Raw genomic sequence first — 20,176 nt, forward strand, 5'->3', positions numbered from 1 at the left:
ACCATTACACGCCTACTTGCGCGACCCCCGTATATTGCTCGGGACAGCCGGGGCTGCACTGCTGCTCATCATCTTCATCGTCGGTAGCTCTATCTTCGCTTTGCGCGAGACGGGCGGTGCTGGGATGTCTGGAGGCAGCAGTGACGGCTTTGCCCTCACAGACGACGAGGTGCGGAACGCTTTCAGTATCGACGGCGTTATTCATGACTGCGTACTTAACGACGATTTCTACAATGCAGCAGAAGTGACTGAAGTTGAGCAAATGGATAGCCCAGGAAGTTGCTCAGGAGAATCCGAGTACAGCAGTCAGTCTTTCGAAATACGCCTCAACCAGACACCTTCGACAAGCAGCGTTTCGTCCATCAGAACAATTACCATAGGGACGACACCATGGAAGAAAATCAGTAGCCCGCCCGGCGGAAATTCCGGCATACCATGCGCATACTTCTACAGCGGCAACACAAGCTCACTGTCCCTCACTTCAGATGACTCTTGCACAGATCTCGAACCCCTGGCTCGCCAGTTCCAGAACCTCTTCGACCGAAAAACGTGGATCGACCTCAAAGATTCCGGCTCCAGTCGTCCGGCACCGGAGCTCCTCGATCCCTTAGAAGATGCAGAATAGGCTACCGGTGAACCACTCCCATAGCACTGGAGAACGCTCTGCAGTACACCCTATTTCAGTTTCCGAGATAGCTCTCATCGCCATTTCCAAGGACCACTCCCCGCGCACTTCACTAGCCGGTAAACAACCTCGCTAGAATCAACATTGATCCACATCACACGGCAAGAAGGAAAATTACATGGATATCATCTGGAATACCTACGTCATGGCACTTGAGAACTTCAACAACGGAGCACTCGACTTCATGAACTTCACCGGGATTCGTCCCGTTTATAATGCGGTGTTCGACTTCATTTATCCAGCCAACGGTGCAGCATTCGATGACAATGGATACCTTGATCTCAGTCCACTGCTTCGCTAAACCTGAGAAACCGAGATGTACCCATTTTCGATGGGTGCATCTCGTACTTTATGGGGATACTTCCCTGATATGGCCCGGCAGAGGACATTGAAGCCAAACTCGTGGAGGTCGTATGCCACAGTACGCGAGCTCCCTGGTTCTTCAGTCGCTGAACACCAGACTGGCGGTCACGTATCCTGAACCACATGAACTCCCTCCCTGACCGCATCCCCGACGAGCGCCGACACCGACTCAGCGACGCCCTGACACTCGCTGTCGGGCAGGGTCGGATCGACCTCACGGAGTTCTCCGAACTCAGCGAGGAGGTATGGTCCACCACCGACGCCGCACGGTTTGAGCGGCTCGAAACCCTCGTCACCGGCAACGACGGTCGCCGGGACGTCGAGGAACTCGCGGCCAAGGCAGCCACTCCGGTGCCGGAGTTCTCACGCGCCCAGACTGTCCCCCAGATCAGCTCCCCCTCGCAGACGTTGTGGTTCGGTGATCTCAAGCGCGGTGGCGACATGCAGCTGGCCACACAAGAGAGCTTCTTCCTGCTGTTCGGCGACGTCCATCTCGACCTCCGCGAGGCATCGCTGTCCGCCCCGACGACAACTCTCAACGTGACCTCGATATTCGGGGACGTAGTGATCACGGTCCCGCCCGGAATCCGTGTAGAGAACCGGATGTCTCTTGTCTTCGGCGACGTCAAGGCTGATCAGGGCCCCCGTCTCAGCCCCGGCGCTCCCGTCGTCGTCCTCACCGGCCACACCACGTTCGGTGACCTGAAGATCACCGTCGCCGAACCGGGCGTCCCCCTGAGGAAGAGCTGGTGGGACTGGCTGTCCGGCTAGACCTGCTACTTCTCTTCCTGCCCCTCGGAGCCTTCGGGATCCTCAGCATCGTCCTCGTCGTCGAGACTCAGGCCCAACTCCGCAAGCTCGGCCCGCAGGTTCTCCATCGACAACTGCACTTCCTCGACACCGGCGCCGTGCACATGCCCGTGGTCGCCGTGGAGTTCGCCGAGTCCCTCGGAGTCTCCCTCACCCGAGCTCAACGTTCCGCCAAGCTCGGCGTAGGCCGGGTAGATGACCTCGCGTTCCAGGGACTCACGCAACGGCTGGTCGCAGAAAGCGTTGTCAAGGGCATTCGTGGTCAGCTCCAGGAACTGCCAGTACTCCAGGTCGAAGTTCTCCGCCAGGGCCAGCATCTCCCCGGTCATCGTGCATCCGGACACCAGGCGGTTGTCCGTGTTCACCGTGCAGGTGAACCCCAGCTCGTAGAGAAGGTTGAACGGATGGTCGGCGACGGTGTCACAGACCCCGGTCTGGGTGTTGGACGTCGGGCAGATCTCCAACGGGATACGACGGTCCCGGATGAACTTGGCCACCTCACCGAGCTCGATGCCGTTCATCGTCGCGTCCAGGTCCTCGTAGATGCGCACGCCGTGTCCGATGCGCACCGCACCCTGGCGCAGTCCGTCTGCGATGGACTCCACCCCTGCTGCCTCACCGGCGTGGACGGTGACCGGCACAAGGTTCTCGCCCAGGATCCGGAATGCCTCAACGTGGTTCGACGGTGGGAAGCCGTCCTCCGCGCCGGCGATGTCGAAACCGACGACGTACCCCTCGCCCGGAGTGTGCTCGCCGTGGTTATCGACGGTCAACTGGGCGATCTCAGCGGCGCGGTCGGCGTGCCGCATGGCGCACATCAGCAGCCGGACGTGAATCCGTCCGCCGCGTTCGGAGACGACGCGCTCCCCCTCCTTGACTCCCTGCACGGTCGCATCAACGACCTCCTGCAGGCTCAGCCCTTGGCCTGGTGCTGCTCGGGGGCGAAGCGCAGCTCGGCGTAGCACACACCGTCGGCGGCGAGATCTTCGACGGCCTCGCGGGTCACGCGCACCAGTGAGTCCCGCGTCTGCATCACGGCAGTGGTGTGGTCGAACGTGGTGAGGTAGGTGGGCAAGTCACCGGAGTTCGCGGCGTCGAAGAACCACTTCTCCAGCTCCGTGGCATCGGTGGTCGGCAGTCCGTCGTATCCGGTCTCCGCGGCGATGTCGATGATGGTCTGCGGTCGGAGACCACCGTCCAGGTGGTCGTGGAGCTCCACCTTGGGAAGATGCCGGACGACGTCCGGTTCAACGGTGGAGATGGCTTCGGTCTCGCTGAATTCGCTGTCGCTCATGGTGCCCCACGATACCGCTGCTCCCGGTTCCTGTCCGTGGCGGACCCCGCTACCGATAGACTCTGACAACTGATGACTGCACACACTCTCCCCCGGCGCCGGACGCTCCGAGCCCCGGCACTGGCCACTGCCCTCGCGACAACGTTGACGATAGGCCTCACCGGCCCCCTCACCGCACCAGCTGTCGCAGAGACCGGCCTCAACAACGTCGAGAAAGACGACTGGCTCCCCCTGACAGCGGACCCGGGAGCACCGTTACCGGCCGACCGCTTCCTCGACACCGACGACTGCCCCTTCGCCGACGACCTGCCACCGGCCTTCGACGATGACGCGCTGCCGTCCGACGGCGAAGACGCTCCTGCGCCCATTCCCGTGGATCATCCGGGTCCCGGCGGCGAAGCACTCGACACCTGTGCCCTGGTCTCCGCCCCCGGCATGGAGGTTCCCGACCGCCTCAGTCTCGGCAGCTACCTCGTCTACGACGTCGACTCCGGGGACGTGCTTGCTGCGAAGGACCCGTACGGGCTCTACCGACCCGCCTCCATCATCAAGGCGCTGCTGGTGATGACCGCACTGGATGAGCTCGACCTCGATCAGGTCGTGCCCGTCAGTGACGAAGCTGTGGCCATCGACGGTTCACAGGTCGGCGTCGGCCCGGGGGGCCGGTACACAGCGCGCGAACTGCTGCTCGGTCTCGTCATGAGGTCAGGAAACGACGCCGCCATCGCGCTCGCAGAAGCCATGGGTGGCCAGGACGAGACGGTGAAGCGGATGCAAGACCTCGCCGACTCCCTGGGCACACAGGCGACCAGAGTGATGACCGTGCACGGTCTTGACAGCCCCGGCGTACAGACGACAGCCTATGACATGGCGTTGATCTACCGGGCGGCCTTCCAGCGCGAGGACGTCCGGGAACTACTCGGGGAGGAGACGATGGACTTCCCCGGCTACGGTGACATGGACGGGTTCGAGCTCTCCAGTGACAACGAGATGTTGTTCAACTATCCCGGCACCATCGGCGGCAAGACCGGCTTCACCGACAATGCGCGGCACACGTTCTCGGTCGCCGCGGAGCGGGATGGCCGGACGCTGGGCATGGTGCTGTTGAACTCCACGATTGCCGCCGGTCGTCCCGCAGAACAGGCCAGTGCGGTCCTCGACGCGGCGTTCGACGCCCCCGCTGACGCAGGCATCGGCACACTTGACGCCCCGGACGACGATGCTCCGGAGAACGAGGGGGACGGCGGTGGCGAAAGCGCAGAGCAGCCCCGGGCACCCGACGCCGCCGGCCGAGACACCTCTGACGCAGACGGTATCGACATGCGTGCCGTCATCGGCGCGGGTGTCGCCGTCCTGCTGCTGGTCGGGCTTGCGGCAGGAGCGGCACGCTTCCGTCGCCGGTAGTTCGGGAACCCCCTACTTCCGGCGGAAAGCCCTGCCAAGCAGACCGACTGCGGTGGCACCGACGGCGGTTCCGAGGCCGACCAGCCCAGCGGTGCTGATGTTGCGGGCGCCGGGGCGGACCTCCTGGCGCACGCGGATCACTGCGGCCGGCGGCGCCTCGGGGATCATCGCAGCGAGGGCCTCGGGAGTCGTCGCAGTCCATGCCGCGAGGTAGAGCGTGACGCGCCACACGAGGTAGAGCACGACCATCACACCGATAACCGGACCGAAGGCCGCGCCTGCCGGGTTCGACAGCGCATTGGAGAAGACGATGGTCGCGATCTGCTTGATCACCTCGAAGGCCAGGGCGCCGATCACGGCTGCACGTGCCGCCGCCGGACGCGGTACGCGGGTGCGCGGCAGATAGAGCATCAACCAGAAGAAGACGATCCAGTTCGCGATGAGGGCGACGACCAGTGCCACCAACCAGGTGAGAATGCGGATACCCGGAATGTCGCCCAGCCCGATGGTCTCGAGGACACTGCTGGTGAAACCACCGCCACCGAAGGCGGTCACGGCGAAAGCGACGACAAGCGCCAGCAGAAGGCCGATCAGACCGATCAGGTCGCTGATCTTGCCCTTGATGAAGTTGTCGGCCTGCCCCGGGGTCTTCCACATGTTGGACACCCCGATGCGGAGATTGCCCATCCACCCCAGGCCGGTCCACAGGGCCAGGACAAGACCGATACCGAAGACACTTCCGCGTTGGTCGATCGCCTGCATGATGATGTCGTTGAGCGTGTCGCCGAGCTCGCCCCCCGCGGAATCGGTGACGGTCTCCGTGATCTTGTCGATCAGTTCCTGGTTGCCGGCAACCACCATGGCGACGGTCGCGAAACCGAGCATGATCAGCGGGAAGATCGACAGGACGGAGAAGTAGGTGATGCCGGCGGCGAAGTTGTTGCCGCCCTGCTCGGTGTAGCGCTCGTTCATGCGCATCACGTGGTCGAACCAGGGCCACTTGTCCCGGTAGCGGTCGATCGCCCCCGGGGAGTCGTCGGTGGACCGCTCAATGCCGTGGTCGTCCAACTTGTCCCGGTCGGAGGCGGTGATCGTGCGAGCCATCAGAGGACTCCTCTTGTGTGTCTCTTCATAGTCAATGTCCCACCGCGGACGGTGAGACCGTGGGGCCCTACCTTAGTTCATTTCAGTTACGAGGCGCGGGCTTCGCTCCCCTACCGCAGCAGCCCCATCTTGTCGTACACGTCGGCGACCACGGATTCCGCCACGACAGACGCCTTCTCCGCTCCACGGTCCAGGATCCGCTTCAGCTCCGCCGGGTCGGACATGTACTCGTCGTACCGGGCCTTCAGCGGGGTGGTGAAGGCCTGCAGCGCATCCGCGGTGTCCACCTTCAACGCACCGTACTGCGCGCCTGCAGCCTGGTAGTCGGCCACGATCTCATCCACGCTACGTCCGGTCAGGGCAGACTGGATCACCAGCAGGTTCGACACCCCCGGCTTCTCGTCCCGGTCGTACCGGATCTCGCCGTCGTTGTCCGTCACCGCCGACTTGATCCGCTTCGCGGACGTCTTCGGTTCGTCCAACAGGTTCACGATGCCTTTCGGGTTGTCCCCGGACTTGCTCATCTTCGACGTCGGATCCTGTAGATCGTAGATCTTCGCCGCGCCCTGCGGGATGAACCCGTCGGGCACCACGAACGTCTCGCCGAAACGGGCGTTGAAGCGCTCAGCCAGGTTGCGGGTCAACTCCAGGTGCTGGCGCTGGTCCTCACCCACCGGCACCAACTGCGGACGGTAGAGCAGGATATCCGCCGCCATGAGCATCGGGTACATGAACAGACCCGCAGAGGTCCGCTCCGCACCACGCTTGGCCGACTTGTCCTTGAACTGCGTCATCCGCGACGCCTCACCGAAACCGGTGAGACAGGTCAGAACCCACGCCAGCTCGGCATGCTGCGGTACCTGGGACTGCACGAAGATCGTGGACTTCTCCGGGTCGATCCCCAGCGCCAACAGCTGCGCCACGCCGGCCAGCGTCCGCTCCTTCAGCTCCTTCGGATCCTGGTCCACGGTGATCGCGTGCAGGTTGGGGATGAAGTAGAACGCGTCGTACCCGTCCTGCAGCTCGATCCACTGCTTGACCGCACCCAGGTAGTTCCCGAGGTGGTAGGAGTCCGCCGTGGGCTGGATGCCTGACAGGACGCGCTTGATCTGTGCTTCATCACTCATGGGACGTCATGTTACCCGGGCAGTTTGGCGATCCGGAGCAGCGCCTCTGCATCCGGGTCGCTCACCCCCAGCGGACGGCCCCGGGGATACACCGCGCGCAGCAGCCGCCGGAACGTCACCCCCTTCACGGGGACACGCACGAGTTCGCCGGACGACACCTGCGCCTCCACCGCGCGCGCCGCGATGACGGTCGGCTCGCCCATCCCGGTCACCGCCGCCCGCTGGGCCGACAACGACCCGAACTCCCCCGCCGGTTCGGCGATCGTTCCCAGGGTGGCTTCCACGATCTCGCGGCTTCCGGACCCCCGCTCGCGGGTGACCAGCGGGGTCCGCCGCAGCTGCCCGGCGTCCACCTCGGAGCCGGCCCATGGGTGTGTCGGAGGAACCACCAGGATCAGGTCGTCGACCCCCACCACGTCGGACGCCAGACCGTGGGACACCTCGGCCCCTTCGACGAATCCGAGCACACACTCCCCACCCGCCACGGCGTCACACACCTCGGTGCTGTTGCGGGAACGCAGCTGCAGACGGACCGTCGGGTTCTCCCGGTGGAACCGTGCCGCCCAGGAGGGGAAGTACAGTTCCGCGATCGTATTGGAGACGGCGACGGGCAACGGACGGACCGCATCCGGTTGTGTCGCCGTCGTGACAGCGCGGGAGAACTCTCCCGCGGCGCTGAGCAGGTCCCGGGCCGCCGTCAACACGACCCGCCCCCGCTCGGTCGGCTCTGATCCCCCCACTCCCCGCCGGAAGACCGCGACCCCGAGTGTCTTCTCCGCCGCGGCCACCCGCGCACTCACCGTCTGCTGGCTCAACCCCAGGTCACGTGCCGCCGCGGCGATACTGCGGCGCTCATCCACAGCCACGAGCGTGGCAAGTTGGTCGACCTGCGGGACATGAGGGTACATACAGTCACTGTACCCCTTTCCACCTGCTCCGTTATCCCGGTCTGCGGTGGCGGCCGTCTACGGTCAGGACTCATGGACACCACCACCGAACTCCCGCCGCCCGGCCCCGCCTGGGCAGGTGCGCTGATGGGCACCTCCATCACCGCGTCCATGACGGGGACACACGTGGGGACGCCCGCCGGTGGCGTCGTGACCGTCCTGGCTGCCGTCGTCCTGCTGGTCCTGGCCACCGGCGGACGGAGTTGGCTGACGACGGAGCTGCCGCCGTGGTCGATGGTCACCATGGGGGTCCTCGCCCTCGGCTCGGCGGCCGACAGCACCCTGGGACTCGTCGGGGTCCACAAGGTCACCTGGGTCCTCGGGACGGTCGCCTCCGTGATCGTCTTCACCCCTCAGGCTGCGAGACTCGTCCGAGGCACGCTGCCACGTACCTACCCCGCGACACTTCCCCTGGTCACTCCGATGGTGGCGGCGACCAACGCAGCCCAGCTCGGACACCCGCTTCCCGGCGTGCTCTGCTTCGCGGCATCCCTGGTGACCGGTGTCCCCGCTTTCCTCCTCATTTACCTCACGGCAGGACGACGCCCGGAACCTCCTGCCGCGGCGACGACGTGGATCCCCCTCGGCATCGTCGGTCAGAGCAGCACGGCGGCCCTGCTGCTCACCGACGGGACCACCCTCACCGACGCAGGCCGGACGTATGCCGCCGTCATGCTCGCCGTCGGTGTCCCCGCCGCACTGTGGGCCCTCTGGAACCACTGGGGGACCCTGCTACGGACCTCCCCCGCAGCGTCCGCGGCGACCTACAGCCCGGCATGGTGGTCCGCCACCTTCCCCGTCGGCACCTGCAGTCTGGGCACCCACCAACTGTCCGTCAGCACTGGTGCCGGTTGGTTGGACGGGGTCAGCGTGGCACTCCTCGTCCTGCTGGCCCTGCACGTCACGCTGGCAACTGCGGGACTGGTCGGGGCCCTGTGTCAGCGGTACGTGACCAGCACCGGTGAATGGTCGCTCCAGCGCAGGTCGTAGTGCTCTGCCCGGTCCACCCACGCGGACTCCACGCGCTCCATCAACGCCGATGTCGCCGCCTGGTAGTCGATACGCCACCCGGCGCCGGTGTCGAAGGCCTTCCCGCGCCACGTCCACCAGGAGTAGGGACCGTCCTCGTCCGGGTGCAGCCGGCGCAGGGCGTCGAACCACCGGGGCTCCCCCGTCGCGCCGTCGTCCAACCGCCGGGCAGCCACGTCACCGGGCGTGTAGTCCACCGCGCCGAAGAAATCTGACGGCGTCCCGCCGGGGTTGCCGGTACGACCGGCGTCCGTCGGGTCACCGATCTGCGTGGACTCGTCAGGGAACGTACCGAACACTGAATCCATGAACGCCCGCTCCGCCGGCAGGTACCCTGACTTCTTCCGGTTCGGACGCCAGTTCTTCAGGTCCTGGCGGCGGTGGCAGATGTTCCAGTCTCCGCCGACGACCATCTGCTCATGCACCCCGGCCTGCTGGTCGAGGTACGGTCCGAAGATGTCGAGGAACCGGAACTTCTCGTCCTGCTTGGCCGTGCCCTCGGCCCCGGACGGCAGGTAGACGCTGGCGACCCGGAGTCCGGCGGTGGACGCCTCGATGTAACGGCCGGCGTCGTCGAACTCGCTGCTGAACCCCTCCCCGAATCCGACCTGGACGTCCTCGATGCCGTGGCGCGACAGGATCGCCACACCCGCACGCCCCTTGGCCGCGGCCTCGGCCTGCACCAGGTTCCATCCGGCTTCCAGGGCAGGAGCCAGTGCCTTCTCGGTCTGCTCGGGGGTGGCACGCACCTCCTGCAGCAGCACCACGTCCGCCGGGGTGCTCTCCAACCACGGCAGGATCCCGTGGTTGTCCTCGTTGCGGACCTTGGCTGCGGCACGGATGCCGTTGACGTTGACGGTGGCGACAGTGACAGTCATGCGGTCCAGACTAGCGGCGCGCCTCGCTCCTGCGCCGAAGCAGGTACGTCGGGATGAATACCACGATGCCGCACAGTGCCATGCCCACGCCTGCCAGCGCCGGTGCCGAGTACGAGTAGCCCGCGCTGATCACGGCGCCACCGACCGCAGCGCCGGCGGCGTTCGCCAGGTTCAACGCCGAGTGGTTCATGGACGCCGCGAGATTCTGCGCCTTTCCGGCGACGTCCATCAGCCGGGTCTGCAGGTTGATCGTCATCACCGAGCCAGACATCGCGACCAGACCGAAGTTCACGATCGCCAGCGGTGCACTGGTACTGGTGAAGTAGAACGCGCCGAGCATCACCACCATGGCGACCAGGGCGCCGAAGATCGACCCCTCCACGTTGATGTCGGCCAGCCGTCCACCGACGAAGGTCCCGGCGACCATGCCGATGCCGTAGACCATGAGCACCAGCCACATGAGACTCTCCGGGAAACCGGCGCGCTCGGTCATCGTCCAGGAGATGTAGGTGTAGACACAGAACATGCCGCCGAAGCCGACGGTACCGAGCAGCAACGTGAGCATCACCTGGGGGTTGACCAGCGCGCTGAGTTCCGTCATCGGCCGCGTGGCAGGCATCTGGGTCATGTGCGGCAGCGAGTACCACAGGCCGACCAGGGTGACCAGGCCGATCAGGGCGACCACGGCGAAAGCCGCATTCCAGCCCAGCGTCTGGCCGACCCACTGGGCAGCGGGCACACCGGCCACGGTCGCCACCGACAGTCCCATGGACACCTGTGCGACGGCACGCCCCCGCTGTCCGGCGTCCGCCATGGACGCGGCGATCAACGCGGCGGCGGCGAAGTAGGCGCCGTGGGGGATGCCGGCGATGAACCGGGACAACATCAGCAGTCCGTAGGAGCCGGCCAGCACGCTGAGGGCGTTACCCACGGTGAAGGCGCCCATGAGGATCAGGACGAGCCGCCGCCGGGGCATCGACCCGGTGAACGCCGTGATCACGGGAGCCCCCACCACCACGCCGAGGGCGTAGGCGGTGATCACGTGGCCGGCGGTGGCCTCACTGATCGAGAAATCGTCGGCGATGTAGTTGAGCAACCCCATCGCGACGAACTCGGTCGTCCCGATGGCGAAACCGCCGAGCGCGAGCATGAGGATGGCGATCGGGCGCCGACGACGGCCCATCTCCGTCTGCCGGGGCAGCGGGCGACGGCTGGGTCGGCGGGACGGACGGGGGAGGTCGTCCAGACGCTGCAGTCCGGCAGTCGTCCCGGTGGGTGGTTCAGTCACGTGCGGGCTCCTCATCAGTTCGGTGTCGGTTCGGCAAGTGCCACAGGAGAGGCCAACCGGTATCGATTCAGTTCTATTCCCGGAGGCGACCTGATTTATTGCGGAAGATTTCACTGATATCCAGATAACGGTCTATCCCCGGGTGTAGGGTATCCGCCGCCCCGCGACCGTCAGAGCAACCGGCATTGCCGTATTATCGCGATAGTAGATGCCCGAGCGGCACCCTTCCACACGAAGGCATCACCACAGAACGAGACGAATAATCGCAGGTGCGCCCGTCTACGGCCCTCACGAGGGGACGCTCGACGCGACGCTGCACTGACTATTGAAGAGGGAGACACCGGCCCATGGCCAAGATCATCTACACCCGAACTGACGAAGCCCCGCTACTCGCGACATACTCGTTGAAGCCCGTTATCGAGGCGTTCGCCTCCACCACCGGCGTCGCCGTCGAGACACGGGACATCTCCCTGGCAGCGCGTATCCTCTCCGCGTTCAACGATGTCCTGCCCGAGGGACAGCGCGTCCACGACGCACTCGCGGAGCTCGGCGAGCTGACCAAGAAGCCGGACGCGAACATCATCAAGCTCCCGAATATCTCCGCGTCGGTCCCGCAGCTCAAGGCTGCCGTCCGCGAGCTGCAGGAGCACGGTTACGACCTTCCGGACTACCCGGACGAGCCGTCCACGGACGAGGAGAAAGACGCCCGCGCACGTTACGACTCCGTCAAGGGGTCTGCCGTGAACCCGGTCCTGCGCGAAGGCAACTCCGACCGTCGTGCCCCGAAGGCCGTCAAGAACTTCGCACGGAAGCACCCGCACCGCATGGGCGAGTGGAGTGCCGACTCGAAGACCAACGTCGCCACCATGGCCGACGGCGACTTCCGCCACAATGAGCAGTCCGTCATCATCGACGGCGACGACACCCTCACCATCCGCCTCGTCGGCGCTGACGGGGAGACCACCGTCCTGAAGGACGGGCTGAAGGTTCTGGACAAGGAGATCGTCGACGCCACCGTCCTGCGCGCCCGGGACCTCGACGCTTTCCTGAAGGACCAGGTCGCCCGCGCGAAGGAGGAGGGCGTCCTGTTCTCCGCACACCTCAAGGCCACGATGATGAAGGTCTCCGACCCGATCATCTTCGGCCACGTGGTGCGGGCCTACTTCTCCGACGTCTTCGAGAAGTACGGCGACACCCTGTTCTCCAAGGGACTCAACGGGGAGAACGGCCTCGCCGCCATCTACTCCGGCCTCGAGGACTACGCCGACGAGATCGGCACCGACCTGGCGTCCGAGATCCGCGCAGCCTTCGACAAGGGCCTGGAGGACGGCCCCGACCTGGCCATGGTCAACTCCCACAAGGGCATCACCGGCCTGCACGTCCCCTCCGACATCATCGTCGACGCCTCCATGCCCGCCATGATCCGCAGCGGCGGACACATGTGGAACAAGAACGACCAGGAGCAGGACGCTCTCGCGGTCATTCCGGACTCCTCCTACGCCGGGGTGTTCCAGACGGTCATCGAGGACTGCCGGAAGAACGGTGCCTTTGACCCGACGACCATGGGCACCGTCCCCAACGTCGGTCTGATGGCCCAGAAGGCCGAGGAGTACGGCTCCCACGACAAGACCTTCAAGATCGAGTCCGAGGGCACCGTCGAGGTCGTCGACTCCTCCGGCGAGGTGCTGATGTCCCACACCGTCGCCCCCGGCGACATCTGGCGCGCCTGCCAGGCCAAGGACGTGCCGATCCGTGACTGGGTGAAGCTGGCCGTCAGCCGCGCCCGTGACACCGGGGCCCCGGCCGTCTTCTGGCTCGACCCGGAGCGTGCCCACGACCGCAACATGACCGCAAAGGTCGAGGAGTACCTCAAGGACTCCGAACTCGTCGGTGACACCGAGGGCCTGGACCTGCGTATCCTCTCGCCCGTCGAGGCGTGCCAGCTCTCGGTCGACCGCATCCGCGCCGGCGAGGACACCATCTCCGTGTCCGGCAACGTCCTGCGTGACTACCTCACCGACCTCTTCCCGATCATGGAGCTGGGCACCAGCGCCAAGATGCTCTCCATCGTGCCGCTGATCGCCGGCGGCGGGCTGTTCGAGACCGGTGCCGGCGGATCTGCACCGAAGCACGTCCAGCAGCTCATCGAGGAGGACTACCTGCGCTGGGACTCCCTGGGTGAGTTCCTCGCACTGGCCGAGTCGCTGCGCAAGCTCGCCGAGACGGACAACAACCCCCGGACCCCGATCCTGGCCGACGCACTGGATGCCGCCACCGAGCGGATCCTCAACGAGGACCTCTCCCCTGCCCGCGTCGTCGGTGAGATCGACAACCGCGGCAGCCACTACTGGCTCGCCCGCTACTGGGCCCTCAACCTCTCCAAGCAGACCGACGATCCGGAGCTCGCCGAGATCTTCGCCCCGGTCGCCCAGGAGCTGGAGGAGAAGTACGAGACCGTCAAGAAGGAGATGCGCGGCGGTCAGGGCTCCTCAGCCGACCTCGGCGGCTACTACTGGCTGGACGAGGAGAAGACCACGAAGGTCATGCGCCCGTCCGCTACCTTCAACGCCGTGATCGACGGCCTCACGGCGCGGAACTCCTGACGCCCCACTCCATCACCGTACAGCTCGGTCTACTAAAAACAAGGGTCGCGAACTGCACCTTTGTTTCAAAGTAGACCGAGCTGTTTGCCGGTACCCCTCCGGTGGGTTATCGTGTTCCCAGCGAAACGACACCCAGACCCCGAAGGGACCACCACAGATGAGCACCAGGTACGACAACTCCGACTCCGCCTCCTGGGGATTCGCCTCCCGCGCCGTCCATGCGGGACAGACCGTGGACTCCGACACCGGCGCCCGCAACCAGCCGATCTACCTCACCACCTCCTATGTCTTCGATTCCGCCGAGCACGCCAAGCAGCGCTTCGCCCTCGAGGACCTCGGTCCGGTGTACAGCCGCCTGACCAACCCCACCCAGGAAGCCCTCGAGAACCGCATCGGTTCCCTGGAGGGCGGCGTCCATGCCGTGGCTTTCGCCTCCGGCCAGGCCGCCGAGACCGCCGCGATCTTCAACCTCGCCGGCGCCGGTGACCACATCGTCACCTCACCCCGCCTCTACGGTGGCACAGAGACCCTGTTCGGCGTCACACTCGCCCGTCTCGGCATTGAGGTCACCTTCGTCGAGGATCCCGACGACCTCGACTCCTGGCAGGCCGCCGTACAGCCGAACACCAAGGCCTTCTACGGCGAGACCTTCGCCAACCCCCAGGCCGACGTCCTGGACATCCCGGCGGTGGCCGAGGTCGCGCACCGCAACAACGTCCCGCTCATCGTGGACAACACCATCGCCACCGCCGCCCTGGTACGTCCCCTGGAGCTCGGAGCGGACATCGTCGTCGCCTCACTGACGAAGTTCTACACCGGCAACGGCTCCGGACTCGGCGGCATCCTCGTCGACGGCGGGTCCTTCGACTGGACCGTGGAGCGCGACGGTCAGCCGGTCTTCCCCTCGTTCGTCACCCCCGATCCCGCCTACCACGGTCTGAAGTACGCCGACCTCGGTGCCGCCGCCTTCGGCCTGAAGGCCCGCGTCGGCCTGCTGCGTGACACCGGCGCCGCCATCTCGGCGTTCAACGCCTGGGTCACCATCCAGGGCCTGGACACGCTCGCTCTGCGCGTGCGCAAGCACAACGAGAACGCCGAGATCGTCGCCGGCTCCCTCGCCGAGAACGCGGCGGTCGCCACGGTGAACTACGCGGGCCTTCCGGACTCCCCCTGGTACGCCACCAAGGAGAAGCTCGGCCTGGAGTACACCGGCTCGGTGCTTTCCTTCGACCTCGCCGTCGACGACGTCTGGTCCGACGAGGCACGCGAGAAGGCCTGGGCTTTCATCGACGCCCTGAAGCTGCACTCCAACCTGGCCAACGTCGGTGACGTCCGCTCCCTCGTCGTCCACCCGGCGACGACCACCCACTCGCAGTCCGACCAGAAGGGTCTGGCTCGGGCCGGCGTGAACCTCGCCACCGTCCGACTGTCCGTCGGCATCGAGGACATCGAAGACATCCTCGCCGACCTCCAGCTCGGCTTTGACGCGATCAGCTGAGGTCGACGTCCATGACCATCGACCCCCGGTCCCTGCCCACGTCCCACTCGTCCGTCTCCGTGCCCATCGGCACCTTCACCACCGAGGCGGGGGTGGACATCCCAGGCACGGAGTTACGTCTGTTCGCCTGGTACGAGGGCAGCCCGGAGGAGGCGGTCGCCCGGCCCGTCATCGTCATCGAGCACGCACTGACCGCCGACGGCAACGCCGATGACTGGTGGGCGGGCATCATCGGCCCCGGACTCGCACTCGACACCGAGCGCTACCTGGTGCTCTGCGCCAACTGTCTGGGCGGCTGCCAGGGCTCCACAGGTCCGTCCTCCGCCCACCCGGACGGCGGCCACTGGGGGTCCCGCTTCCCGGCACTGTCGATCCGCGACCTCGTCGCCGCGGAGAAGACCCTGCTCATCGACGTGCTGGGGATCCGCCGCATCCGCGGCGTGGTCGGTGCGTCGATGGGCGGCGCACGTGTCCTGGAGTGGACGTTCATGTACCCCGAGGTGGTGGAGGCAGCCCTGCCGGTCGCCGTCTCCGCCCGTGCCTCGGCCTGGCAGATCGGGATCCAGTCCGCCCAGATCCGCTTCATCACCGCCGACCCTTGCTGGCAGAACGGCGACTACCACGGCTCCGGGAACATCCCGTCCCACGGACTCGGCCAGGCCCGGCGTATCGCCCACCTGACCTACCGTGGTGAGCTGGAACTCGACGAGCGTTTCTCCACCGATCCCCAGCCGGGCGAGAACCCGTACGGGCCCTACCACTCCCCCACGGAGCGTTTCGCCGTGGAGAGCTACCTCGACCGCCAGGCTGAGAAGCTGGAGGCCCGGTTCGACGCCGGCAGCTACGTGACCCTCACCGACGCCCTGAACCGCCACGACGTCGGACGGGGACGTGGCGGCATGAATGCCGTCCTGGGGTCCTCCCAGGTGCCGACCATGGTCGCCGGTATCGACACCGACATCCTCTACCCGTACCACCAGCAGGAACACCTGTCCCGCAATCTCGGGGACTTCATCGGCCTGTCGAAGATCACCTCCCCCACCGGCCACGACGGCTTCCTGACCGAGACCCGTCAGATGACGATCATCCTCGACAAGTTCCTCACCAAGGCGGCGTTGCTGGCGCAGCGGTAGGCCGCCAAACCCGTGCTGCCCGGGCTGCCCGGGTCCCGCACGGGAAATGTGCACCGTCCTGTGCACGTCTCCGGGGTCGGATGCGTGCACAGGACGGTGCACATTTCATGCCGGGGAGGTGACTCACCCCGCCACGGCGGCCTCCGTCGCCCGCGCGTACACCGTCTCCCCGACACTGCCCGCCCCCAGCCCCACGTCCGGGCGTCACCCGGGTGATCTGTGCGGTGAACCGTCGGCCGTTCTCTGCGTCGGTGAGTTCCACGCGGACCTCGAACCCCAGCACCGCAACCCGTTCGACCACCGCCTCGCGCACGTCGGTGGCGGCGACCTCGTTGCCCGGCACCTCCGGGTCCGCATTACGGCCGAGCCTGATGTCGTGCGGGCGCACGGTCTGCCCGGCGAGTTCGGTGACGTGCCCCAGGAAGGACTGGACGAACGGGGTCTCCGGGGCGTCGTAGAGCTCGGTGGGGGTCCCGACCTGCTCGATCCGCCCGTCACCCATCACGGCGATACGGTCGGCGACGTCGAGGGCCTCCTCCTGGTCGTGGGTGACCAGGACGGTGGTGACGGTGAACTCCTCGTGCATGTGCCTCAACCAGGTGCGCAGGTCCTCCCGGACCTTGGCGTCCAGCGCGCCGAACGGTTCATCGAGCAGCAGGACGCCCGGGTTCGGGGCGAGTGCCCGCGCCAGAGCCATCCGTTGCCGCTGACCGCCGGAGAGCTGCGAGGGGTAGCGGGTGTGGTACCCGGCGAGACCGACGATCTCCAGCAGTTCATCGACCCGTTGGTCGATCTCCTTCTTCGGACGCTTGCGCACCGACAGACCGAAGGCCACGTTGTCGCGGACGGTCATGTGCTTGAAGGCGGCGTAGTGCTGGAAGACGAAGCCGATGCCCCGGTCCTGCGGTGACAGTTGCGTCACGTCGGTTCCGTCGATGACCACCGCGCCGGAGTCGGGTCGTTCCAGACCGGCGATGGTGCGCAGGAGGGTCGACTTGCCCGACCCCGACGGTCCCAGCAGGGCGGTGAGGGACCCCTCGGGGATCTCGAGGGAGACGTCGTCGAGGGCTGTGAAGACCGGCGAGGAGCCGTAGGTCTTCACGGCGTGGGAGACGGAGATAGCCATCTTAGGAAACCTTCTTCTTCTGCAGCAGGGTCATGACGACCAGGACGATCACCGAGACGATCATCAGCAGGGTCGCCGCGGCGTAGGCGCCGTAGACGTTGTTGTCGTCGAGATAGCGGGAGTGCACCAGCAGGGTCAGGGTCTGGCCTCCTCCGGCGAATCCGGAGGCGACCATGATCACCGCTCCGAACTCCCCGAGGGACCGGGCGACGGTCAGGATGATGCCGTAGGACAGGCCCCAGCGGATCGACGGCAGGGTGATGCGCCGGAACGTCTGCCAGGGTGAGGCGCCCAGGGTGGACGCCGCCTGCTCCTGTTCGGTACCGATCTCACGCAGGACGGGTTCCACCTCCCGCACGATGAACGGCAGGGTGACGAACACCGTGGCCAACACCATGCCGGGCAGGCCGAAGATCACACGGAAACCGAGGTCCTCGACTCCCCCGAACCACCCGTCGGTGCCCCACAGCATGATCAACGCGACGCCGACGATCACCGGCGAGACCGCGAAAGGCAGGTCCACGACGGCCTGGACCAGAGCCTTGCCGGGGAACCGACCCCGGACCAGTCCGAGCGCGACGACGATGCCGAAGATCACGTTCAGCGGCACCGTGATGGCGACGATCAGCAGTGAGGTCTGCAGAGCGGAGACCGCCGCCGGGGTGGTGACCCATTCCCAGAACTGTCCGAGGCCGGGCTCCACGGTGCGCCACAGGATGGTGCCGACCGGCAGGGCGACCAGGACGGCCAGGTAGATCAGGGCGAGGGTGCGCAGTGTCAGCACACTGGTTCTGGACTGGTTCATGCGTCCTGCTCCTTCCGGGTGCTGCGGTCTCCGACGAGGCGGAGAACGAGGAGGACAATGAAGGTGATGGCCAGCAGGGCGACGGACACCGCCGCCGCGGCGGACGGGACGTCCGACTCGATCTGCTCCTGGATGTACTGGGAGGCGACCTGCGTCTCCCCGGGGATGTTCCCGCCGATGAGCACCACCGATCCGTACTCACCGATCGCCCGGGCGAACGCGAGGCCCGTTCCTGACAGCACCGCCGGCCACAGTGCCGGCAGGATGATCCGCCGGAAGATCGTGGCGTTGGACGCGCCGAGGGATGCCGCAGCCTCTTCGACGTCGTGGTCGAGCTCGATGAGCACGGGCTGCACGGACCGTACGACGAACGGCAGGGTGACGAACGCCAGCGCGATGACCAGTGCCGGCTGGGTGGCGTTGAGGGTGATGTTCATCGGGCTGTCCGGACCGTACAGGCTGAGCAGCACGAGCGAGGCGACGATCGTGGGCAGCGCGAACGGAAGGTCGATGACCGCGTCCACGATGCGTTTCCCGGGGAAGTCGTCGCGCACCAGGACCCAGGCGATCAGCGTGCCGGTCACCATGTTGACCAGCGCGACGGCGAGGGAGACCTTCGCGGTCACCCACAGTGTGTCCCGTGCGCCCGGTGCGGTCACGGCGTCCCAGAATCCGCCGAGACCGCCGGAGAAGGCCTCCGTGGTCAGTGCCACCAGGGGCAGCAGGACGATGACGGACAGCCACAGGGTGGCGGTACCCATACTGAGTTTCGTTCTCATGTCACCCATCTCAGACCGCCTGGTAGATCGTCGTGATGGCGCCGTTGGTGTCACCGCTGCCGGGTTTGGCCCGTTTGAACAGCACCGCGTCCACCACGTCCCAGTCCGCCGTGTCCCCGGCGGGGTCGAGGGAGGGGTCCAGGTCGCGGAACGCCCCGGCGAGTTCGTCGATCGTGTGCACGGTGTCCAGGGGCCGGAATGCTCCACGCTGCTCTGCGGGGAGGCCGTCGATCACGTCGGTGGAGTCGGAGAAGAGGTCTGGACCGGGCCGGAACCCTTCGGCGGCCCACAGTTTCTCGGCGGCCGGGGTGAACAGGTAGTCACGGAACTGCGTGGCTTTCCCGATGTTCCCGTCGGGGTCGTCGGTGGTGTCGACCACTGCCACGGGGTTCTCGATGCGGAAGGTGTCGTCCGGGACGGTGTAGTCGATGCGTCCGCCGTTGCGGTCCAGTTCAATGGCCTCGTTCTCGTAGGACAGGAGCACATCACCCTGGCCTCCCTCGAAGGCTGAGGTCGCCTCGCGCCCCGACTTCGGACGGACGGTGAAGTGCTCGCCGACGAGTCGGGTGAGCTTGCCGAGTGCCTCGTCGTGTGCGGTCCGGGTGTCGGCACCCGCGTCAAGTGCCTGGAAGAGCCAGCTGGCGTAGGGGGCCAGCAGATTCCACTTCGCCGACCCGGAGCTGGCCGGATTCGGACTGATGACCTCGATCCCGGGTTCCAGCAGGTCGTCCCACGTTTCGACGCCGTGCGGGTTACCCTCACGGGTGACGAAGGAGACGACCGAACCGAAGGGGACGGACCGTCCGGACTCGTCGTCGGGGACGTTGTCCCGCCAGTCCTCGGCCACCTGGCCGCCGTCGACGAGACGGGTCACGTCGGGTTCCACGGAGAAGTTCACGATGTCGGTCGGCAGGTGCCGGGCGACCTTGCGGGACTGGTCGCCCGAGGCGCCGTAACTCTCCGCGAACCCGGTGTCCTGGCCTTCCGGTGTGCTCCGGAACCCGCGGATGACCGCCTCGAACCCCGGCTTCGGGACCGCGTAGGCCACAAGGTTCAGTCGCTGGTCGCCCGAGGAGACGTCCACCACGTCAGGATCGTCGACAGTTCCCCCGGGCAGCACGGCCACCCCGGCGACGGCCACCAGACCGACACCGACGAGCACCGCTCCCAGGCTGGGTTTGAACGCCACGACGATTTCCTCTCCTCCGCACAGACTGATCTGTCTACTACGCAGGAGACACTATCCGGCCGGCCGACCGACCCCGCAGAGTTCGATTCACACCGAATGGAATCGGGCACCGGA

17 protein-coding genes and 1 pseudogene are annotated in these 20,176 nt (G+C 66.2%); 8 read left to right on the forward strand and 10 right to left on the reverse strand.

The genetic code is table 11. The features are described 5' to 3' along the window. Window positions 1-16: 16 nt before the first annotated feature. The 3 genes from BJF89_RS18355 (at window position 17) to BJF89_RS00195 (ending at window position 1,819) form a co-directional block, all read left to right on the forward strand. A complete protein-coding gene (locus BJF89_RS18355; protein ID WP_139311813.1) occupies window positions 17-625 on the forward strand; it encodes a hypothetical protein in 609 nt (202 codons plus the stop codon). 178 nt (window positions 626-803) lie between these two features. After that, the gene (locus BJF89_RS00190) at window positions 804-986 is read left to right on the forward strand and encodes a hypothetical protein (protein ID WP_075811179.1); all 183 of its coding nucleotides are present in this window, start codon (window positions 804-806) and stop codon (window positions 984-986) included. Window positions 987-1,171: 185 nt separating this feature from the next. Then, entirely contained in the window at window positions 1,172-1,819 is a 648-nt protein-coding gene (locus tag BJF89_RS00195; protein WP_075811181.1) for a LiaF domain-containing protein, read from the forward strand. A 5-nt stretch (window positions 1,820-1,824) separates the two neighbouring features. Here the strand turns inward: BJF89_RS00195 and BJF89_RS00200 are convergent. After that, window positions 1,825-3,152, reverse strand: a pseudogene (locus tag BJF89_RS00200) (adenosine deaminase). Window positions 3,153-3,224: 72 nt separating this feature from the next. On the opposite strand from BJF89_RS00200, the gene BJF89_RS00205 reads away from it, so the two are divergent. Further along, window positions 3,225-4,556, forward strand: coding sequence for a D-alanyl-D-alanine carboxypeptidase family protein (locus tag BJF89_RS00205; protein WP_075811183.1), 1,332 nt, complete (start codon window positions 3,225-3,227; stop codon window positions 4,554-4,556). Between the two features lie 12 nt (window positions 4,557-4,568). On the opposite strand, the gene yhjD is transcribed toward BJF89_RS00205, so the two are convergent. The 3 genes from yhjD to BJF89_RS00220 form a co-directional block, all read right to left on the reverse strand. Next, window positions 4,569-5,660, reverse strand: a complete 1,092-nt coding sequence (gene yhjD, locus BJF89_RS00210; protein WP_075811185.1) for an inner membrane protein YhjD — start codon at window positions 5,658-5,660, stop codon at window positions 4,569-4,571. A 110-nt stretch (window positions 5,661-5,770) separates the two neighbouring features. Next, window positions 5,771-6,787: a tryptophan--tRNA ligase gene (trpS, locus tag BJF89_RS00215; protein WP_075811187.1), complete on the reverse strand. Its 1,017-nt coding sequence runs from the start codon at window positions 6,785-6,787 to the stop codon at window positions 5,771-5,773. An 11-nt stretch (window positions 6,788-6,798) separates the two neighbouring features. Continuing rightward, complete coding sequence (locus tag BJF89_RS00220) at window positions 6,799-7,695, reverse strand: LysR family transcriptional regulator (RefSeq protein WP_075811189.1); 897 nt, start codon at window positions 7,693-7,695, stop codon at window positions 6,799-6,801. A 72-nt stretch (window positions 7,696-7,767) separates the two neighbouring features. Here BJF89_RS00220 and BJF89_RS00225 point away from each other — a divergent pair, with 72 nt between their 5' ends. Next, window positions 7,768-8,724: a hypothetical protein gene (locus tag BJF89_RS00225; protein WP_075811191.1), complete on the forward strand. Its 957-nt coding sequence runs from the start codon at window positions 7,768-7,770 to the stop codon at window positions 8,722-8,724. Here BJF89_RS00225 and BJF89_RS00230 read toward each other — a convergent pair. Then, the gene (locus BJF89_RS00230) at window positions 8,673-9,641 is read right to left on the reverse strand and encodes an exodeoxyribonuclease III (protein ID WP_075811193.1); all 969 of its coding nucleotides are present in this window, start codon (window positions 9,639-9,641) and stop codon (window positions 8,673-8,675) included. The two genes, BJF89_RS00225 and BJF89_RS00230, sit on opposite strands and share 52 nt — an antisense overlap. Window positions 9,642-9,651: 10 nt before the next feature. After that, window positions 9,652-10,824, reverse strand: coding sequence for an MFS transporter (locus BJF89_RS00235; RefSeq protein WP_075811364.1), 1,173 nt, complete (start codon window positions 10,822-10,824; stop codon window positions 9,652-9,654). 452 nt (window positions 10,825-11,276) lie between these two features. On the opposite strand from BJF89_RS00235, the gene BJF89_RS00240 reads away from it, so the two are divergent. From BJF89_RS00240 to BJF89_RS00250, 3 genes are all read left to right on the forward strand, one after another. After that, window positions 11,277-13,532: an NADP-dependent isocitrate dehydrogenase gene (locus BJF89_RS00240; protein WP_075811195.1), complete on the forward strand. Its 2,256-nt coding sequence runs from the start codon at window positions 11,277-11,279 to the stop codon at window positions 13,530-13,532. 157 nt (window positions 13,533-13,689) lie between these two features. After that, window positions 13,690-15,030, forward strand: a complete 1,341-nt coding sequence (locus BJF89_RS00245; RefSeq protein ID WP_075811197.1) for an O-acetylhomoserine/O-acetylserine sulfhydrylase — start codon at window positions 13,690-13,692, stop codon at window positions 15,028-15,030. Between the two features lie 11 nt (window positions 15,031-15,041). Then, window positions 15,042-16,163 (forward strand): homoserine O-acetyltransferase, encoded by a 1,122-nt coding sequence (locus BJF89_RS00250; RefSeq protein WP_075811199.1) that lies wholly within the window; start codon window positions 15,042-15,044, stop codon window positions 16,161-16,163. Here the strand turns inward: BJF89_RS00250 and BJF89_RS00255 are convergent. From BJF89_RS00255 to BJF89_RS00270, 4 genes are read right to left on the reverse strand one after another with little or no spacing between them, the layout of a single operon-like run. Next, window positions 16,132-17,289: a sulfate/molybdate ABC transporter ATP-binding protein gene (locus BJF89_RS00255; protein WP_083650403.1), complete on the reverse strand. Its 1,158-nt coding sequence runs from the start codon at window positions 17,287-17,289 to the stop codon at window positions 16,132-16,134. The genes BJF89_RS00250 and BJF89_RS00255 overlap by 32 nt on opposite strands. Window position 17,290: 1 nt before the next feature. Beyond that, window positions 17,291-18,094 (reverse strand): sulfate ABC transporter permease, encoded by an 804-nt coding sequence (locus tag BJF89_RS00260; RefSeq protein WP_075811201.1) that lies wholly within the window; start codon window positions 18,092-18,094, stop codon window positions 17,291-17,293. After that, window positions 18,091-18,873: a sulfate ABC transporter permease subunit CysT gene (gene cysT / locus BJF89_RS00265; RefSeq protein WP_075811366.1), complete on the reverse strand. Its 783-nt coding sequence runs from the start codon at window positions 18,871-18,873 to the stop codon at window positions 18,091-18,093. The genes BJF89_RS00260 and cysT overlap by 4 nt, the downstream gene beginning before the upstream one ends. Before the next feature lie 10 nt (window positions 18,874-18,883). Further along, window positions 18,884-20,062, reverse strand: a complete 1,179-nt coding sequence (locus BJF89_RS00270) for an extracellular solute-binding protein (protein WP_075811203.1) — start codon at window positions 20,060-20,062, stop codon at window positions 18,884-18,886. Window positions 20,063-20,176 lie beyond the last annotated feature (114 nt).

It is taken from the genome of Corynebacterium sp. CNJ-954 (assembly GCF_001942345.1).
GTDB lineage: Bacteria > Actinomycetota > Actinomycetes > Mycobacteriales > Mycobacteriaceae > Corynebacterium.